The organism is Sphingomonas sp. GM_Shp_2, from assembly GCF_026540875.1.
Lineage (GTDB): Bacteria > Pseudomonadota > Alphaproteobacteria > Sphingomonadales > Sphingomonadaceae > Sphingomonas > Sphingomonas carotinifaciens.
Genome location: NZ_JALNUQ010000053.1, coordinates 16,493 through 29,197 on the forward strand (window position 1 = coordinate 16,493; position 12,705 = coordinate 29,197).

General features: G+C 64.0%; 13 protein-coding genes and 1 tRNA gene. All 14 read right to left on the bottom strand.

The genetic code is table 11. The features are described 5' to 3' along the window. Positions 1 to 107: 107 nt before the first annotated feature. Complete coding sequence (locus tag OXR08_RS15700; RefSeq protein ID WP_267351294.1) at positions 108 to 383, bottom strand: head-tail connector protein; 276 nt, start codon at positions 381 to 383, stop codon at positions 108 to 110. Then, the gene (locus OXR08_RS15705) at positions 373 to 1,545 is read right to left on the bottom strand and encodes a phage portal protein (RefSeq protein ID WP_267351296.1); all 1,173 of its coding nucleotides are present in this window, start codon (positions 1,543 to 1,545) and stop codon (positions 373 to 375) included. The genes OXR08_RS15700 and OXR08_RS15705 overlap by 11 nt, the downstream gene beginning before the upstream one ends. 13 nt (positions 1,546 to 1,558) lie before the next feature. Then, a complete protein-coding gene (locus OXR08_RS15710; RefSeq protein ID WP_267351298.1) occupies positions 1,559 to 2,059 on the bottom strand; it encodes an aspartyl/asparaginyl beta-hydroxylase domain-containing protein in 501 nt (166 codons plus the stop codon). A 26-nt stretch (positions 2,060 to 2,085) separates the two neighbouring features. After that, complete coding sequence (locus OXR08_RS15715; protein WP_267351299.1) at positions 2,086 to 2,619, bottom strand: HK97 family phage prohead protease; 534 nt, start codon at positions 2,617 to 2,619, stop codon at positions 2,086 to 2,088. Between the two features lie 2 nt (positions 2,620 to 2,621). Beyond that, a complete protein-coding gene (locus OXR08_RS15720; protein WP_267351301.1) occupies positions 2,622 to 3,923 on the bottom strand; it encodes a phage major capsid protein in 1,302 nt (433 codons plus the stop codon). A gap of 123 nt (positions 3,924 to 4,046) precedes the next feature. After that, on the bottom strand, positions 4,047 to 4,643 hold the full coding sequence (locus tag OXR08_RS15725) for a hypothetical protein (protein WP_267351303.1): 597 nt from the start codon (positions 4,641 to 4,643) through the stop codon (positions 4,047 to 4,049). Between the two features lie 66 nt (positions 4,644 to 4,709). Further along, positions 4,710 to 5,225, bottom strand: a complete 516-nt coding sequence (locus OXR08_RS15730) for a hypothetical protein (protein WP_267351304.1) — start codon at positions 5,223 to 5,225, stop codon at positions 4,710 to 4,712. A 193-nt stretch (positions 5,226 to 5,418) separates the two neighbouring features. Then, positions 5,419 to 7,035, bottom strand: a complete 1,617-nt coding sequence (locus OXR08_RS15735) for a terminase TerL endonuclease subunit (protein ID WP_267351306.1) — start codon at positions 7,033 to 7,035, stop codon at positions 5,419 to 5,421. A 22-nt stretch (positions 7,036 to 7,057) separates the two neighbouring features. Then, positions 7,058 to 7,450 (bottom strand): HNH endonuclease signature motif containing protein, encoded by a 393-nt coding sequence (locus OXR08_RS15740; RefSeq protein WP_267351308.1) that lies wholly within the window; start codon positions 7,448 to 7,450, stop codon positions 7,058 to 7,060. A gap of 147 nt (positions 7,451 to 7,597) precedes the next feature. Next, on the bottom strand, positions 7,598 to 9,670 hold the full coding sequence (locus OXR08_RS15745) for an AAA family ATPase (RefSeq protein WP_267351310.1): 2,073 nt from the start codon (positions 9,668 to 9,670) through the stop codon (positions 7,598 to 7,600). A 94-nt stretch (positions 9,671 to 9,764) separates the two neighbouring features. After that, positions 9,765 to 9,841: transfer RNA gene (locus OXR08_RS15750), tRNA-Arg, on the bottom strand. 93 nt (positions 9,842 to 9,934) lie between these two features. Then, positions 9,935 to 10,327 carry a response regulator gene (locus tag OXR08_RS15755; RefSeq protein ID WP_267351312.1) on the bottom strand — a complete coding sequence of 131 codons (393 nt, stop codon included), beginning with the start codon at positions 10,325 to 10,327 and terminating at the stop codon, positions 9,935 to 9,937. Continuing rightward, on the bottom strand, positions 10,308 to 12,254 hold the full coding sequence (locus OXR08_RS15760; protein WP_267351314.1) for a GAF domain-containing protein: 1,947 nt from the start codon (positions 12,252 to 12,254) through the stop codon (positions 10,308 to 10,310). The genes OXR08_RS15755 and OXR08_RS15760 overlap by 20 nt, the downstream gene beginning before the upstream one ends. Positions 12,255 to 12,286: 32 nt before the next feature. Then, on the bottom strand, positions 12,287 to 12,705 hold a 419-nt coding region (locus OXR08_RS15765; protein WP_346731914.1), incomplete at its 5' end, for a fibronectin type III-like domain-contianing protein.

Consider the following 12,705-nt stretch of genomic DNA (forward strand, 5'->3'; position numbering starts at 1 on the left):
TCCAAGTCGCACGGCCGGCAGGCCATTGGCCCGCATCGTTCGGACGGTACGGGCGGATGGCAGGCCAATTTCCGCCGCCAGCTGTTCGGCTGTCATAAGGCGGGCCATCAGACGTCCAGCTTACGAAGCGGCCCCAGCAGCCGCGTAGCAGCAACGGGGGTGTCCACGCCGCTATCGCGGTTGTCGTAGGCGCTGGCGACATGCGAGAGGACCGCGAGCTTGATACGAGCGGGGATTTCGCCGTTCGGCGTCCATCCGTTCGCTACGTCGATCACGGCCGCGCTGGCGGCTTGAATGAGAAGCGCGATCAGCGTGTCCTCGTCGTCGTGATCGACGCGGGCAAACTGCTTCGCCTCTTGCAAGGTAACGAGGTCAGGCGTCATTGCGGGTCGCCTCCGGTTCGCTGGTTTGATCCGGCCGGCGGTTCCAGCCCTCCAGTTCGCGCACCTCGTTGGTGTCGAGGATGTTCGCGTCGATCGCGATCTTGTGGTTGGCCCACCGGGTTTGCGGATCGCCGCGCAGGAAGCCCGACAGATCCAATTCCAACTCGTAAGGGCTGGAAGTCGCGAAGACGCTGCGGGCGAACTCCGCCTCGATCTTGCGCGCCCAGGGGGCGAGCGTGAACATCGCAAACCACCGGCCGGCGGTCTCGCTGTTGGTGAAGGTATTGTGGCTGTAGTCCTGAACCAGCGGAGGCGGGACCTGGAAGAGCCGGCAAATCTCCTCCACGCCGAACTTGCGCGTCTCCAGCAGCTCTGCGTCTTCGGGGCTGATGTTCGCAGCCTTCCACGTCATGCCGCCATCAAGGATTAGTGTGCTGCCGGCGTTCTTTGCGCCGGTATGGCGGCTTTGGAACTGCGTGCGCAGCATGGCGCGCTGCGGGTCGGTCAACGTGCCCGCTACCTCAATCACGCCGCTGGGGGCCGCGCCTTGCTCAAGGAACGATCGCGCGTACTGGTTGGACACCGCGACGCCTGCAACGGTGTCGGCCGCACGGCTCAACCGCGACCGACCGACAAAGCCGTCGTCGGTACGGTCGCGCAGATGCAGCACCTCGTACTGCAACAGGCGACGTGCGCCGCCCCGGCCGTCCGTCACGTCGTATGCCAGCCGGCCGGACGCCAGATAGGCAACCGTGACCATCCCCCAAGGGATGAACCGGAAGCCCTGCAGCTGGCCATTCGTGCCCCGCACGATCTCCGCCAACCCGTTGCCCGTCAGCAGCGCGGACACCACCATGTGTTCGAGGAAGTCCGGCCACGACATCTGATCGTTGACGCCGTTGCGCACGATCCGGCGCATGGGATGCCCCATGGCCTCCACCCGGTTGCCGTTCTCGATCAGGTACGTCAGCGCCGGAATACTGGCGAGCGAGCTACCGATAACAGTCGAGCATGCCAGCACCGCCGAGAGGTTTTCGGCTGCACGCGCGGACAACGCACCGGGCCAACCGATGCCCGGTGCGATCGCCTCCCATGACGAGTCCGTCGCGTCGTTGCGCTTTTCGAATCCTGCCATTTCGGCGAGGCGGTTGATCAATCCCATGATCGCCTCCCGTTCAAACGAAAGCGTCGATCACCAGCACGGCGCGGGCGATGTCACTCGGGTTGTCGACAAAGTGCAGGCGGTCGAGGATGTTGCAAAACCACAACTCGCCGGGATTGAAACGGCACTTCTCGTTCTTGATCTGGAAGAATGCTTCTGGCCCGGCCTGCAAGCAAACCTGATAGCGCCGTGCGTTGGGTTTAAGGCTGTCCCTATGCGCCTTCATCTTGGATTGGGGCGGCAGGATGCGGACGCGGGCGCGCTCGATCATATTGCTCTTTGGAAGTTGGGAAACAGCTTCCTTGAACAGAGCGTTCACTGCGGGATAGATTGCAAAATCTTCCCAGTGAACGATGCGTGTGCCTTCGGGATTGGCGTTGCCACGGTATCCCCGAATTGCGTTTTCTAGGCTCTGCCCAGTTGCCATAGACCAAAGGTGCGAACCCTTTGCCGCGATCTCGGCAAGCGCGGGTTGAACATCAAGGCCTGTTGCGATCTTCTTGAAATACTTCATCGTCGTATTCCTGTGCTGGTGCAGGCTCAGGCCCACGCACCGAGTTCCGCGAGAATGAGGCGCCGGCGCCGGCTATCGTCCGCTCCTTCGCGGGAACGCAGCGCAAGCGAGGTGTCGGGGTAAGCCGGCCATGCCGAAATGACGCTGATTTCCTTCAGCCCGATCGCGCTCAACGTGCGCTTCTCGCCTGCCCAGCTTTGTCCGCCCTTTGGCACGTTGAAGCCGAACGACATGCCGCCCAGATCCTTGCGCTCTGCCAGCGCAAGAATGTCGCGGCCGAGCGAGGTGTCGGGTAGGTCGAGGGAGAAGTGCAGGCCGCGCGTGTCTTCGACCAGGCGCAGGGTGCCGGAGCGCGTACGCCCCAGCACCTTGCCAACGTCGTGATCCAGCAGCGCCAGCACGTCACCGGCCAGCGCTGCACGGAAGGCTCCGGGCAGGATCGTCTCGGAGAACGACCCTATCCGTGCCTCGGAGTTGAAGGTGGCGGCATAGCCCTCAAGCTTGCGGCCTGTGGTCCGCAACTCGGTCGCTTGCCGCCGCTCAAGGGTGTCGCCCGTCATGGTCAGGCTGCCTTGATGCCGGTGGCCTTGACGAAGCTGGCGGGACGGCGAACGCCGAAGTCCACCGTCGCCATGGCACGGATCAGGATGTTACCCTTGTTGTATGCCGACTCGGCGTACGGGTTCACGAGGATATCCAGCTGCGACCAGATGCCGACGAGGAAGTCGGCCCAGTTGCCATAGACCAGCCCATGGTCCGTCTTGTCCGCGCCAAGGCCGCTCGGGACTTGGTTGGAGAAGCGGGCCGTTTCGCCGTGGAACGTCTCGCTAAGCGGGATCGCGCGCTTGGTGGCGTCGCGCAGCAGCGAGGCGGACGACTTCACGCCGTTGGTGCCAAGGAAGCTGCGGGTCGGGCTGACGTTGTCCAGGTCCGCCTTCGCGATCATCGCAGCCGTCGTGGTGAACAGGTCCGTATTGAACGGCACGGCCGCAACGTCGGGATCGTTCAGGATGCCGCGCGGCTCCGCGCCGGTGCCCTTGCCGGCGATGGCGGCGCGATCGATCTCCAGCGCGAGGTTCCGCGAGAGCATGGAACGCAGAATCGCGTCCGCTGCGGGGCTGGCCTGCATAATCAGCTGACGGCTCAATTCGGTGATCGCACCGACATGGTGCGGCGTCAGGCTCAACGAATCGAACGAGGCATTGCCGGTCGGCAGCGGTTCGTTCTCGTTGACCCAGCCGACGTTCGGGCTTCCGGTTTCGCGCGGGATGACCACGTTGCCGGTGAGGCCGGTCAGCACAGTCGCGCCCATCGACTGCATGACGGTCGCTGCCGTCAATGCGGAGGTGAACATTTCCGGCCGGAAGTCCTCGGGCACGATCGCGGCGCTGGTGGCGGTCGTCTGCGCAGCGCGCGTCTCGAAATATTCGAGCGGCACGCGGATGCCCTGTGCGTCCTGCGACGACCGCCGGGCGAGTTCCTGCTCGATCTCCAACTCGCGGCCGGCGTCGATCGACGGGTCCAACGACGCAGCGATGCGGCGGGCAAGACTGTAGCTGCGAAATTCGGGCGTGCGATCGGTGTTGAGCGGCGTGCCGGCGTCCGCACGGTCGGCCGCGTCGAGAGTACGGGCGCGGGCAATCTGTGCGTCCAGGGCGCGCAGTTCGGTTTCCGCTGCGGTGAAGCCCTCGCCGTCATCGGCCGTGTGTGCGGTGTTCATGCGTCCAACCAGTGCGGCGCGCATTTCGAGAAGTTCTGCAAGAGTTTTCAAGTTACCGTTCCTCATTCTGGCCGGGGGCGGAGCCCCCGGCGCGGTGAAAGTCCGTCTGTCTCGCGACGATGGCTGTTGAACCGTCTGTCTCACGACGATGGATATTTGCGACGTTGCCCGATTGTACCTTGCTTCTCCGGCTCGCACCGTCCGTCCCAGGCATCGGGCTTTTCGCTATTGGCCGCGTCGCGTCGGCCGCAGAAAGAGGGACGGAATTCATTGATCGGAGCCCATTACGAGCTTACCGACTAAAACTAGTTCCTTCTCGGTAATCATCGGCTCCTGATAAAAGCCGACCGGGAAGCGACTGTAAGCTTCGCGATATGTGTCGGGAAATGGGCCAGAGATTACCCACTTCCGAACGTCAGGAAGGGAAAGGTCGATTGATACCGACTTCCCCTTGCCTTTAACGATCTCAATATTCGCCATCGCCTTGTATGGCTGGAGGCGGAAAGCGATGCTTTCCATCTTGACCCCATTGGCATCCATCTTCGCTGCGTAGTCGATCAACAGCGCCAGCCCGTTTTCCAGCGTGTCAGGCTTGAAGCCCGCCGGGAGCTTTTCAGGACGCAAGGGCACAAATTGGCCGATCAGTTTCACGTCCTCGACGACAGTCGGCAGCTTGCTGTTCAGCATCATGGCGATCAGCAGGCGAGCCGCGTCAAGGGTGGTGGCCTGGGGGGCGTTCACGCCCCGCGCCCCGGTCGTGAGCAAGCCGCCCTCGCGCATGAAGCGGCTCAACGACTTCGCCTTCGAAGCATCGAAGTCGAAGGCGCTGGCGAGAGCATCCGCGAGGACAGGAACGGTTGGCATGCGTCTTTCTGCACTTGTTGCGGAAAGGGATATGCTCCCATAATTTCCTTAATGCAAGCGTTGCGGTTAGCCATTCGCTCCAAGCCGCTTCGCGTCATCAAGGATAGGTTGCACAAGAGAGAACGACCACGGTGTGGTGAAGCCGTCGCCATCGTCGGTGAGGATCTGCGCCAGCTTCCAGTGCAGGGCGCGCATGTCGGGAGCCGGAAGCTCCATCAACAGGGTTTCCGCCTCTACTTGGGCCGTGCTCAATTGATCGACCCGGAGGGCGAGAGCATCGTTGCGGGCGAGCCGCTTGTATGCGGCCCATGCGGTATCACACGCTTCCTTTGCGGCGAGGTAGCGTTGCATCGCAGCGTCCCACGCGGCGCGCGTCGTGATCGGTACGGCGAGTGCTGATGTTGCGGCGAAGGCGGGGATAGCGCCCAAGCCTGCCAGCAATTCGCGACGGTGAATTTCAGATGCGCGCGACGGCGCGCCCATGCTACGGGCGTCAACAGCCATGATCGTCTCCTGAATAGACGGTTTGGTCAGGGCCAGAGCGAAGGGGCCAACCTTGCTCTGGCCCGTCTTTCGTGCCATCACATAATCATCATGTCAATTAGTGACGGCACTAAAAAGCGGGGGCGCCCCGTTACCACTGGAACCGGCGTGCCGGTGACTGTCCGCTTGACCGATGTTCAGTTGGTTGCGCTCGATACATGGATCAGGGAAAATTCTCCTGACACTGGCCCGTACAGCCGCCCGGAGGCTATCCGCCACATGATCTCCCAAGTCACAGCCACATAAGCCCCTCGCCACGATAGACCTGTGGCCCCTCGTCGGTACCGGCGACACCACAGGCCATTATCGCGGCGACAATACCGTCGATGCGGTCGAAAGACTTATCCTTCATCGGCTTACGGTTACCGGCTGGATCGGGCTTCACCACGACATTACCCGCCTGCCATTTTAGAATAGGCGAGTTGTTGTGCTGCATTCGCTTTTCCAACACTGCCCGCTCGAAAGTATCGATTGCCGGGGCGTATGACTTGAAGCCGGTCTGAAATTCGACCATCGGCAATTCAATGCCTTCATCGTTCAACAGCTTCTGCAAATCTTCATAGCGCCACTTGTCGAAGGCAATGGCCTGCACATCGTACAGCGACCGTATTTCGACAAGCTGGCGGACGATCGCTTGGCGGTCTGTAGCTCGTCCTGGCGTCGTGTCGATCCAGCCAGCTGCGGCCCACTGGTCGTAGGGAACGCGGTCCCGCTCCGATCGCTCGCGTAGCGTATCCTCGGGCACGAAGTGCCAGACCAGCAACCGACCACTATCGGGAAACCACAGCGCCAAGGCCGTGAGGTCTCGGGTACTGGATAGATCCAGCCCGCCGTAGCAGCGCTGCCCTTCGAGCTCGGCCGGATCGAAGGGAACGCCATTGGCATCCCAGTCGATCGGGTTGAGGAACGCCGCCTCGCCGTCCACCCGCTGGTTAAGGTTCAGGTTCCGGAACGACGGCTCCTGCGACGCCGATCGCGCCGCCATGCCCGCAAAGTCGGAAATGGTGTCATAGTTGAGGAAGATGCCGAGTGCCGGGTTCGCCGCCTGCCATGCGGCCTGATCGTCCAAGCGGCAGTCGCGGGGCGCGGTGTGCAGCTGCGTGTAGAAACTGGACGTGCAAGGCGCGTCGAGCATCTGCGACCAGAAATGCAGGTCGTCCCGGGCCTGCGTCGAGATAGTCACACCAAGCGCGTTCTTCCGCTTCGCCATGCCGGTCGCGAGGTTGTCCCAAAGGTCGCGAGAGCGCCACTGGGCCACCTCGTCCGCGATCCAGAACGACGGGGCGAGGCCGTGCGCCTTGCGGGCATCGGAGGTCAGCGCCGTCCAGGTCGAACGGCTATCCTCGTCCTCGATCTGCTTGTGCCAGTCGCGGACGTTCACCCGCGCCGCCATCCACGGCACGGTTTCGATGTAGGCCCGCGTCATGCGGTACAGGACGCCCGCCTGCTCGCGATCCAGCGCAGCCGCGTAGCACTCGCCGTAGGGCTCCTGCATCGGTCCCAGCAGGTGAGCGAGCGACAATCCCGCGAGAAGGGCTGACTTGCCATTGCCGCGCGCCACGGACAGCGCAGCGAGGCGGACACGTCGATTGCCGGCGTCGTCCTGCGGCTCGTACACGTTGCGGATGAACCGCTCTTGGAATTCGATCAATTCCAGCTTCTCGCCTGCGCGTAGGCCAGACACGATCGGTAGATCCTGCATGAACGCCAGCACCTGCTCTGCCGGTGGCATGCCATCCTTTTCCCACGGTAACGAGGCGGTGGCAGGCGGTGGCGGAGGAGCCGTTTCGAAAAACGTACCGGACCAATCCGGCGCTGCCACCGGCGCGCCTGCGGCAGCAGCCTTCATGCGGCCAGCACCGGGCCCACGCTTACCCATCCTGCTTAACCTCCGAAACTAATTGAGAAAAAAGGTTCACCATTGGTCTTAGACCGTCAGCCCTGAGCGATTTTTCGTGCCACGGATGCGCCGGGTCGAGCGGCGTGCCGTCCGGGTTGCAGCCGCGACGAGGCTTGCGGGTGCGGATCGCGCCCGCCTCCTGCCCCCGCGCTGTCTTCGCGCTGTGGCAAGAGGTGCAGTAGCTCGCCAGTCCGTCATGGCCGGGGAAGGCGGGTCCGCCTTCGCTGATAGCCGTGATGTGATCGACGGTGTTGGCGGCGGTCAGCATGCCCCGGGCCGCGCACCCGATACAGGCTGGCGACAAGGACAGGTGCGCCTGACGCAGCCGCTGCCACGTGGCGGTGTTGTAGGGCCAGTCAGCCACGGCCTTCCCCTTTTTCTACTTCACGGACTACCGCGCGAAGCGCGCGTTCAATCTCGCTTCGTTCCTCGAAATACCGCTCTGGGTTGCGCCAATCGGGCCGCAGACGCCCCACCTGTTTTGTGATGGCCGCGAGACGAGTAGCCGGCGTCACAGCGGCATGTCCTCGTCGTAGTCGCAATCATCCAAAAGCACCTCGGGCGACCAGCCCGAGTCCTTCTGTCTTATATATTTATATATAGGCTCTGGTGTGCGTGCAGCTTTGTGCGCATCTTCCCTCGTATCATCAGCAGGGTTTGTGCGCCGATGTGCATCGGTTTGTGCGGGGGTTTGTGCAAGGGTTTGTGCAACCCCGAGCCCGGTTGCCCACGTCCGATTGCTACGTTGATATACGCGCATGCCGTTGCTGATTTGGCCGGTGTGCAACAGCCGCTGCATGGCCCCGGCGAAGCCCTTTTCCGTAATGCCGGACCCGGTAGGCATCTTGGTGAATTCACGCGGCGCATAGTTCGATGCCGCCTTATTCGGTGACATAGCGCGCTTCTCCTCGGTCGCCTTCGCAAGGCATTTTAGGAACCGCTCGTTTTCCGCGTTCTCCTGCGCCACAGCGGCGATTTGAGCATGCACCCCGGTTGGGAGGTCCGCTTCCTGCACGAAGGCCCACTGGTGCCACCGGAAGGGCACTGTCTCGCCGTTGCGAGCATAGTTGGCCTTGGCGCGGGATATTTGGCGCGCATCGGGGTCCATAACCTCGCCGTCCTCGTCGTGGGGGCGGTCGAGGAAGATGCGGGAGCGCACCTGGTTCTCCCACGCCGTGGAGCCGGAATAGGCGTCACCTGCTTTGTTCGGATGGCCGATGAACAGGACAGAAGCGTCGCCATCGACCGCGAGGCGATTCAAGAGGCCGCAGAACGCCGCCACTTGATTACGAATGTTCTCGTTGCCAGCGAACATGTGCGCCACGTTGTCGAGCGCGATAAAGCCCGCTCCGGTATGCAGGACGGTCGCGTGCAGCGTCTCCCACGCTTTGGTCGTTCCCATCCGGCCTTGCGGGTCGAACGTCGCCAGTTCATTGCTGATAGCGCCCGCGAGCGAGACGAGGTGCAGCTTGCCGGACAGATCGCGCAGATCGATGCCGAGCGCTTGGCAGATCGCAGCCTGTCGGCGGTGGAGCTCGTCCGCGTCATCCTCGCACGTCACATAGATCGCGACGGACTGGCGCGTGTCGATGCCAAGGAACGGGCGGCCGATCGCGATGCACGTCGCCAGCTGCTGGGCCAACAGCGACTTGCCCGCGCTGCCGGCGCCGGTCAGGTACGTGGCCTGCCGCGCCGGTATCCAGTCCTGCAACGCCCACTGCCGAACGGGTGCAATCATCCCGTGCCATGCGCCGGGATCAATCAGGGGCAACAGGTCGGGTACGGTGGCCGTGACGGGTTCTGGCTCGCCGGCGCCGCGCAATGCAGCGTCCGTGAGAGCGCGAAGATCGTCGGCCGAACCTCGCCAATCGATAATGTCGCCTTTTTCGGACAGACCGGGCAGCGCGACGATCGCGACGGTGCAACCGACATTCTCCAGCGCCTGGCGCACCGTCTGGGCGAACGCCCGGCCAGTATCGTCGTTGTCGGGCAGGATTACGACAGTCCGGCCGGCAAGGTCGCGCGCGTAGTTACGAGCGCCCTTGTTCCAGCCCTGCGCACCAAATGCGATAGCGGTGCCCGTCAGGCCCCAATCCGCCAGCTTGTCGGCCTTCCGTTCGCCTTCGACCAGATACACGATCTCGTCGGCTTCACGCCCTGCCAGCACGTCCGGTAGGCGGTACAGGATCCGCTCCACGCCTTGCAGATTGTTGATCCAACCGCCCTGGCCGTTCGGCTGTTGTGCGATGAATTTCTTACGCTCGCCCCGCTTCTCAATGCGCACGGTCTGGTAGACCGTCACGCCATCAGCGTCGGTGTATTCATAGCGGCCAGTCTTCACCCACTGGGCGGGCGCGTCTGGTCGGCCGCGTTGCGGCAGTAATCCCAGCTTGCGGCACTCGTCCTTCAGCGTCTTCCAGTCGAGCTCGCCGTTGTGACAGTGAAAAACCACGTCATCGAAATTGTCGGCGTCTCTGACGGTCGTGCCGCGATCTCGCGAGCTATGCCCCGGCGTCGGGAACGCGCCCTGCGAGCCGTCCCAGTCGCCTCCGAAATGGCGGGCGATTGCTTCTGCGGGGGTCATGATCGCACAGCCCGGTTTGAGGCGTAGCGATCCAATAACTGACACACGCCTGTGTGTCCGCTTTCACGTTTCGCGGCAAAGTTATTGAGAAAGCTGGCGCACCCGACAGGATTCGAACCTGTGGCCTCTGCCTTCGGAGGGCAGCGCTCTATCCAGCTGAGCTACGGGTGCCTGGAAGCGCGCGCTTAGCAGAGCGTCGGCGGGGGCGCCAGCGGTTTTCCACGGGAGGAGCGGATGCCGCGCGGCGAGTGATGCCGGGGCGCGTTATTTCTGCCGGCGGATCAGCGATTGCACTTCGCTCAGGACCGCGTCGACGCCGATCGGCTTGATGAGACGCGGCGCGCCGGCATAGGCCGCGGGCAGGGCCCAGGCGTCGTAACCGGTCAGGAACATATACGGCACCGATCGGCGGTCGAGCGCGTCGGCGATGGGGAAGGATGCGCTTTCCTGGAGATTGACGTCCAGCACGGCGGCGTCGAGTGGTTCCTGTCCGGCCAGTGCCAGGCCGCGGCGCAGATCGCCGACCGGGCCGACCACGGAGGCGCCCGCCTGCTGCAACGCGCGCTTCAGGTCGGAGGCGATGTAATATTCGTCCTCGACGATCAGGATGCGCTTGCCCGTCAAATCGACCTGCGCCTCATCGCAATTCGAAGCCATGTGCGTCCTCCCGTTCTTCATGCAATGTGATCGCGATCGTGCAGCGCACGCCGCGTGGCCCGAATTCCAGTCGCGTCTGCGCACCCAGGCGATAGGGTAGTGCATCCTCGATCAGCTCCCGGCCAAAGCCCTGCATGGGCGCATCGGTGATGTCGTCGACGCCGTCCTCAACCCATGTCAGCACCAGCGTGCGCTCACCATCCTCTGCGGCAAGGATGTTCCAGCCGATCGACAGGGTCGCAGCGGTGCAGCGCAACGCGCCATATTTGATCGCGTTGGTCGTGAGTTCGTGCACCGCCAGTCCCAGCGATTCCGCGGCCGATGCCGGCAATGCGACATCGGGGCCGTCCAGCCGCACATTGGGCGCGTTGGCCGCGCCGACGCTGAGCAATTCGTCGCGGATCAGGTTTTCCAGGTCGACCCGGCCGCTCGCACTGCGCGTCACGATCACCTGCGTGCGGGCCAGCGCATCCAGCCGCCCCTTGAAGTGCGAGGCGCCTTCCTCAGGCGAGCCGCCCATCTCGATCGAGCGGGCAAAGACCGAGCGGACGACCGACAGCATGTTGCGCACCCGGTGCTGCAACTCGGCGACCAGCAATTGCTGGCGGTCCTGCAGCTGGCGCAACTCGTGCACGTCGGTGGAGGTGCCGAGCCATTCGACGATCGTGCCGTCCTCGGCACGACGCGGCACCGCGCGGGTCTGGAACCAGCGATAGCGATCCTCCGCCACGTGCCAGATCCGGTAATCGGCACGATAGGCGCGGCGCGCGTCGGCCTGGGCCCAAGCCTCGCATGCACGGTCCCGGTCGTCCGGGTGGATACGATCGAGCCAGCCAAATGCCAGCGAGTCGGGTTCCGTCTGGCCGGTGATCGCGGTCCATTGCGGGCTGGCCCAGGTCCAGGCGCCGTGATCCTCCGCGCGCCATACCAGATGCGGAATGCCGGCGACCAGTGTTTCCAGACGCGCGCGGCTTTCGCGTAGTGCCGCCTCGGCCTGCTTGCGCCCGGTGATGTCGGTGAAAACCAGCGCGACCTCGTTGGCGCCGCCATCGGCGGCGGGAGCCGCGTAGATGGAGAACCAGCGGTTCAACTCGGGTACGTGCCGCTCGAAGCGTTCGGCGCGTCCCGTGCGCAATATCTGCGCATAGCGTTCGATCCATGCGCGCGGATAGTGCGGCATGACCTCGCTCACCACCTGACCGGTGACGTCGCCGAGCGTGGTATGCTGCGAAAAGGCGCGGTTTACCTCCAGCCAGCGTAGCGCGGTGGCGGCGCCATCGGCATCGTACAGCAGTTCGATCCGGGCGATCCCCTCGTCGATCGTGTCGAACAGGCGGCGCAACTTGCTTTCGCTGGTCGCCAGCGCACGGCCGGTGCGTCGGCTGACCAGTGCCTGGCACATGGCGGGGGCGAGCGCCTCCATCACCTCGCGTTCCTCCGGCCCGAAGCCGCCGGGCCGGTTGCCCAGCCCGATCATGCCGACGACGCGCGTGCCGACCAGCAGCGGCACGCCCATGAAGGATGTGAGCGGCGGGTGGCCGTGCGGCGTGCCGATGCGGTCGCGATGGCTGGCGGGATCGTTCGCAATCTCGGTCCGGCCATCGCGCAGCACGCGGCCATAGATGCCGTGGATCTTCAGGCCCGATGGCGCCACGCCGTGGGAAAAGGCGGGGTCGTTCATCGAGAAGGCGGCCCATCCGCCCGGACTGATCGCCAGATCGTCCAACTGGTCGGTGGCGGTGTTGATCGCGCCCATGAAGCTGATGGTGGCGCCCGTCACCTCCTCGGCGATCGACAGGCATAGCTGGCCGAGTGCCTCGTCGGAGCGGATGGCCAGCATCTCGCGGAAGATGCGATTGATGCCCTCCAGCACCGCGTTCTTGCGCTCCAGCGCTTCGACGCGCGATCCTGGCTCCTCTTGATGCATGTTGCTCCTTGGGTCCGTTGTGTCAGACTTCGTTAAGGAACAGAAGAACCTCCGTTAATTTCCAGAATAGGCGCTTTGTGGGGGGCGACGGTGAAACTGGTGAAGGCCGTTGCCTCCATGCCCTCCGACAGGCGGATGTCGAAGGCGCCTGGTTCGAGCGATGGGTGGCCGGTGGGGGTGATGAGAGCGAGGTCGTCGGGGGTCAGGGTGAAGGTGACGTGCCGTGCGGCGCGGGGGGCGAGGGGGAGGCGGAGCCAGCGTTTCATCTGCCAGACGGGGCGGATGCGGCTGGCGACGCGGTCGTGGATGTCGAGGCGGATGCAGGCGAGGCCGGGGCGGGGGCCGATGTTGCGGACGCGCAACGAGACGGGGACCGGTGCGCCGAAGGGGACGGTGGCGGCCACGCGCACCCTGTCGAGCGCGAAGCGGGTGTAGGAGAGGCCGGCGCCGA

Excerpts from the sequence above, each read along its gene's own strand:
- OXR08_RS15700 (WP_267351294.1), bottom strand. The coding sequence starts at position 383 with ATGACGCCTGACCTCGTTACCTTGCAAGAGGCGAAGCAGTTTGCCCGC.
- OXR08_RS15705 (WP_267351296.1), bottom strand. The coding sequence starts at position 1,545 with ATGGGATTGATCAACCGCCTCGCCGAAATGGCAGGATTCGAAAAGCGC.
- OXR08_RS15710 (WP_267351298.1), bottom strand. The coding sequence starts at position 2,059 with ATGAAGTATTTCAAGAAGATCGCAACAGGCCTTGATGTTCAACCCGCG.
- OXR08_RS15715 (WP_267351299.1), bottom strand. The coding sequence starts at position 2,619 with ATGACGGGCGACACCCTTGAGCGGCGGCAAGCGACCGAGTTGCGGACC.
- OXR08_RS15725 (WP_267351303.1), bottom strand. The coding sequence starts at position 4,643 with ATGCCAACCGTTCCTGTCCTCGCGGATGCTCTCGCCAGCGCCTTCGAC.
- OXR08_RS15730 (WP_267351304.1), bottom strand. The coding sequence starts at position 5,225 with ATGGCACGAAAGACGGGCCAGAGCAAGGTTGGCCCCTTCGCTCTGGCC.
- OXR08_RS15735 (WP_267351306.1), bottom strand. The coding sequence starts at position 7,035 with ATGAAGGCTGCTGCCGCAGGCGCGCCGGTGGCAGCGCCGGATTGGTCC.
- OXR08_RS15745 (WP_267351310.1), bottom strand. The coding sequence starts at position 9,670 with ATGACCCCCGCAGAAGCAATCGCCCGCCATTTCGGAGGCGACTGGGAC.
- OXR08_RS15755 (WP_267351312.1), bottom strand. The coding sequence starts at position 10,327 with ATGGCTTCGAATTGCGATGAGGCGCAGGTCGATTTGACGGGCAAGCGC.
- OXR08_RS15760 (WP_267351314.1), bottom strand. The coding sequence starts at position 12,254 with ATGCATCAAGAGGAGCCAGGATCGCGCGTCGAAGCGCTGGAGCGCAAG.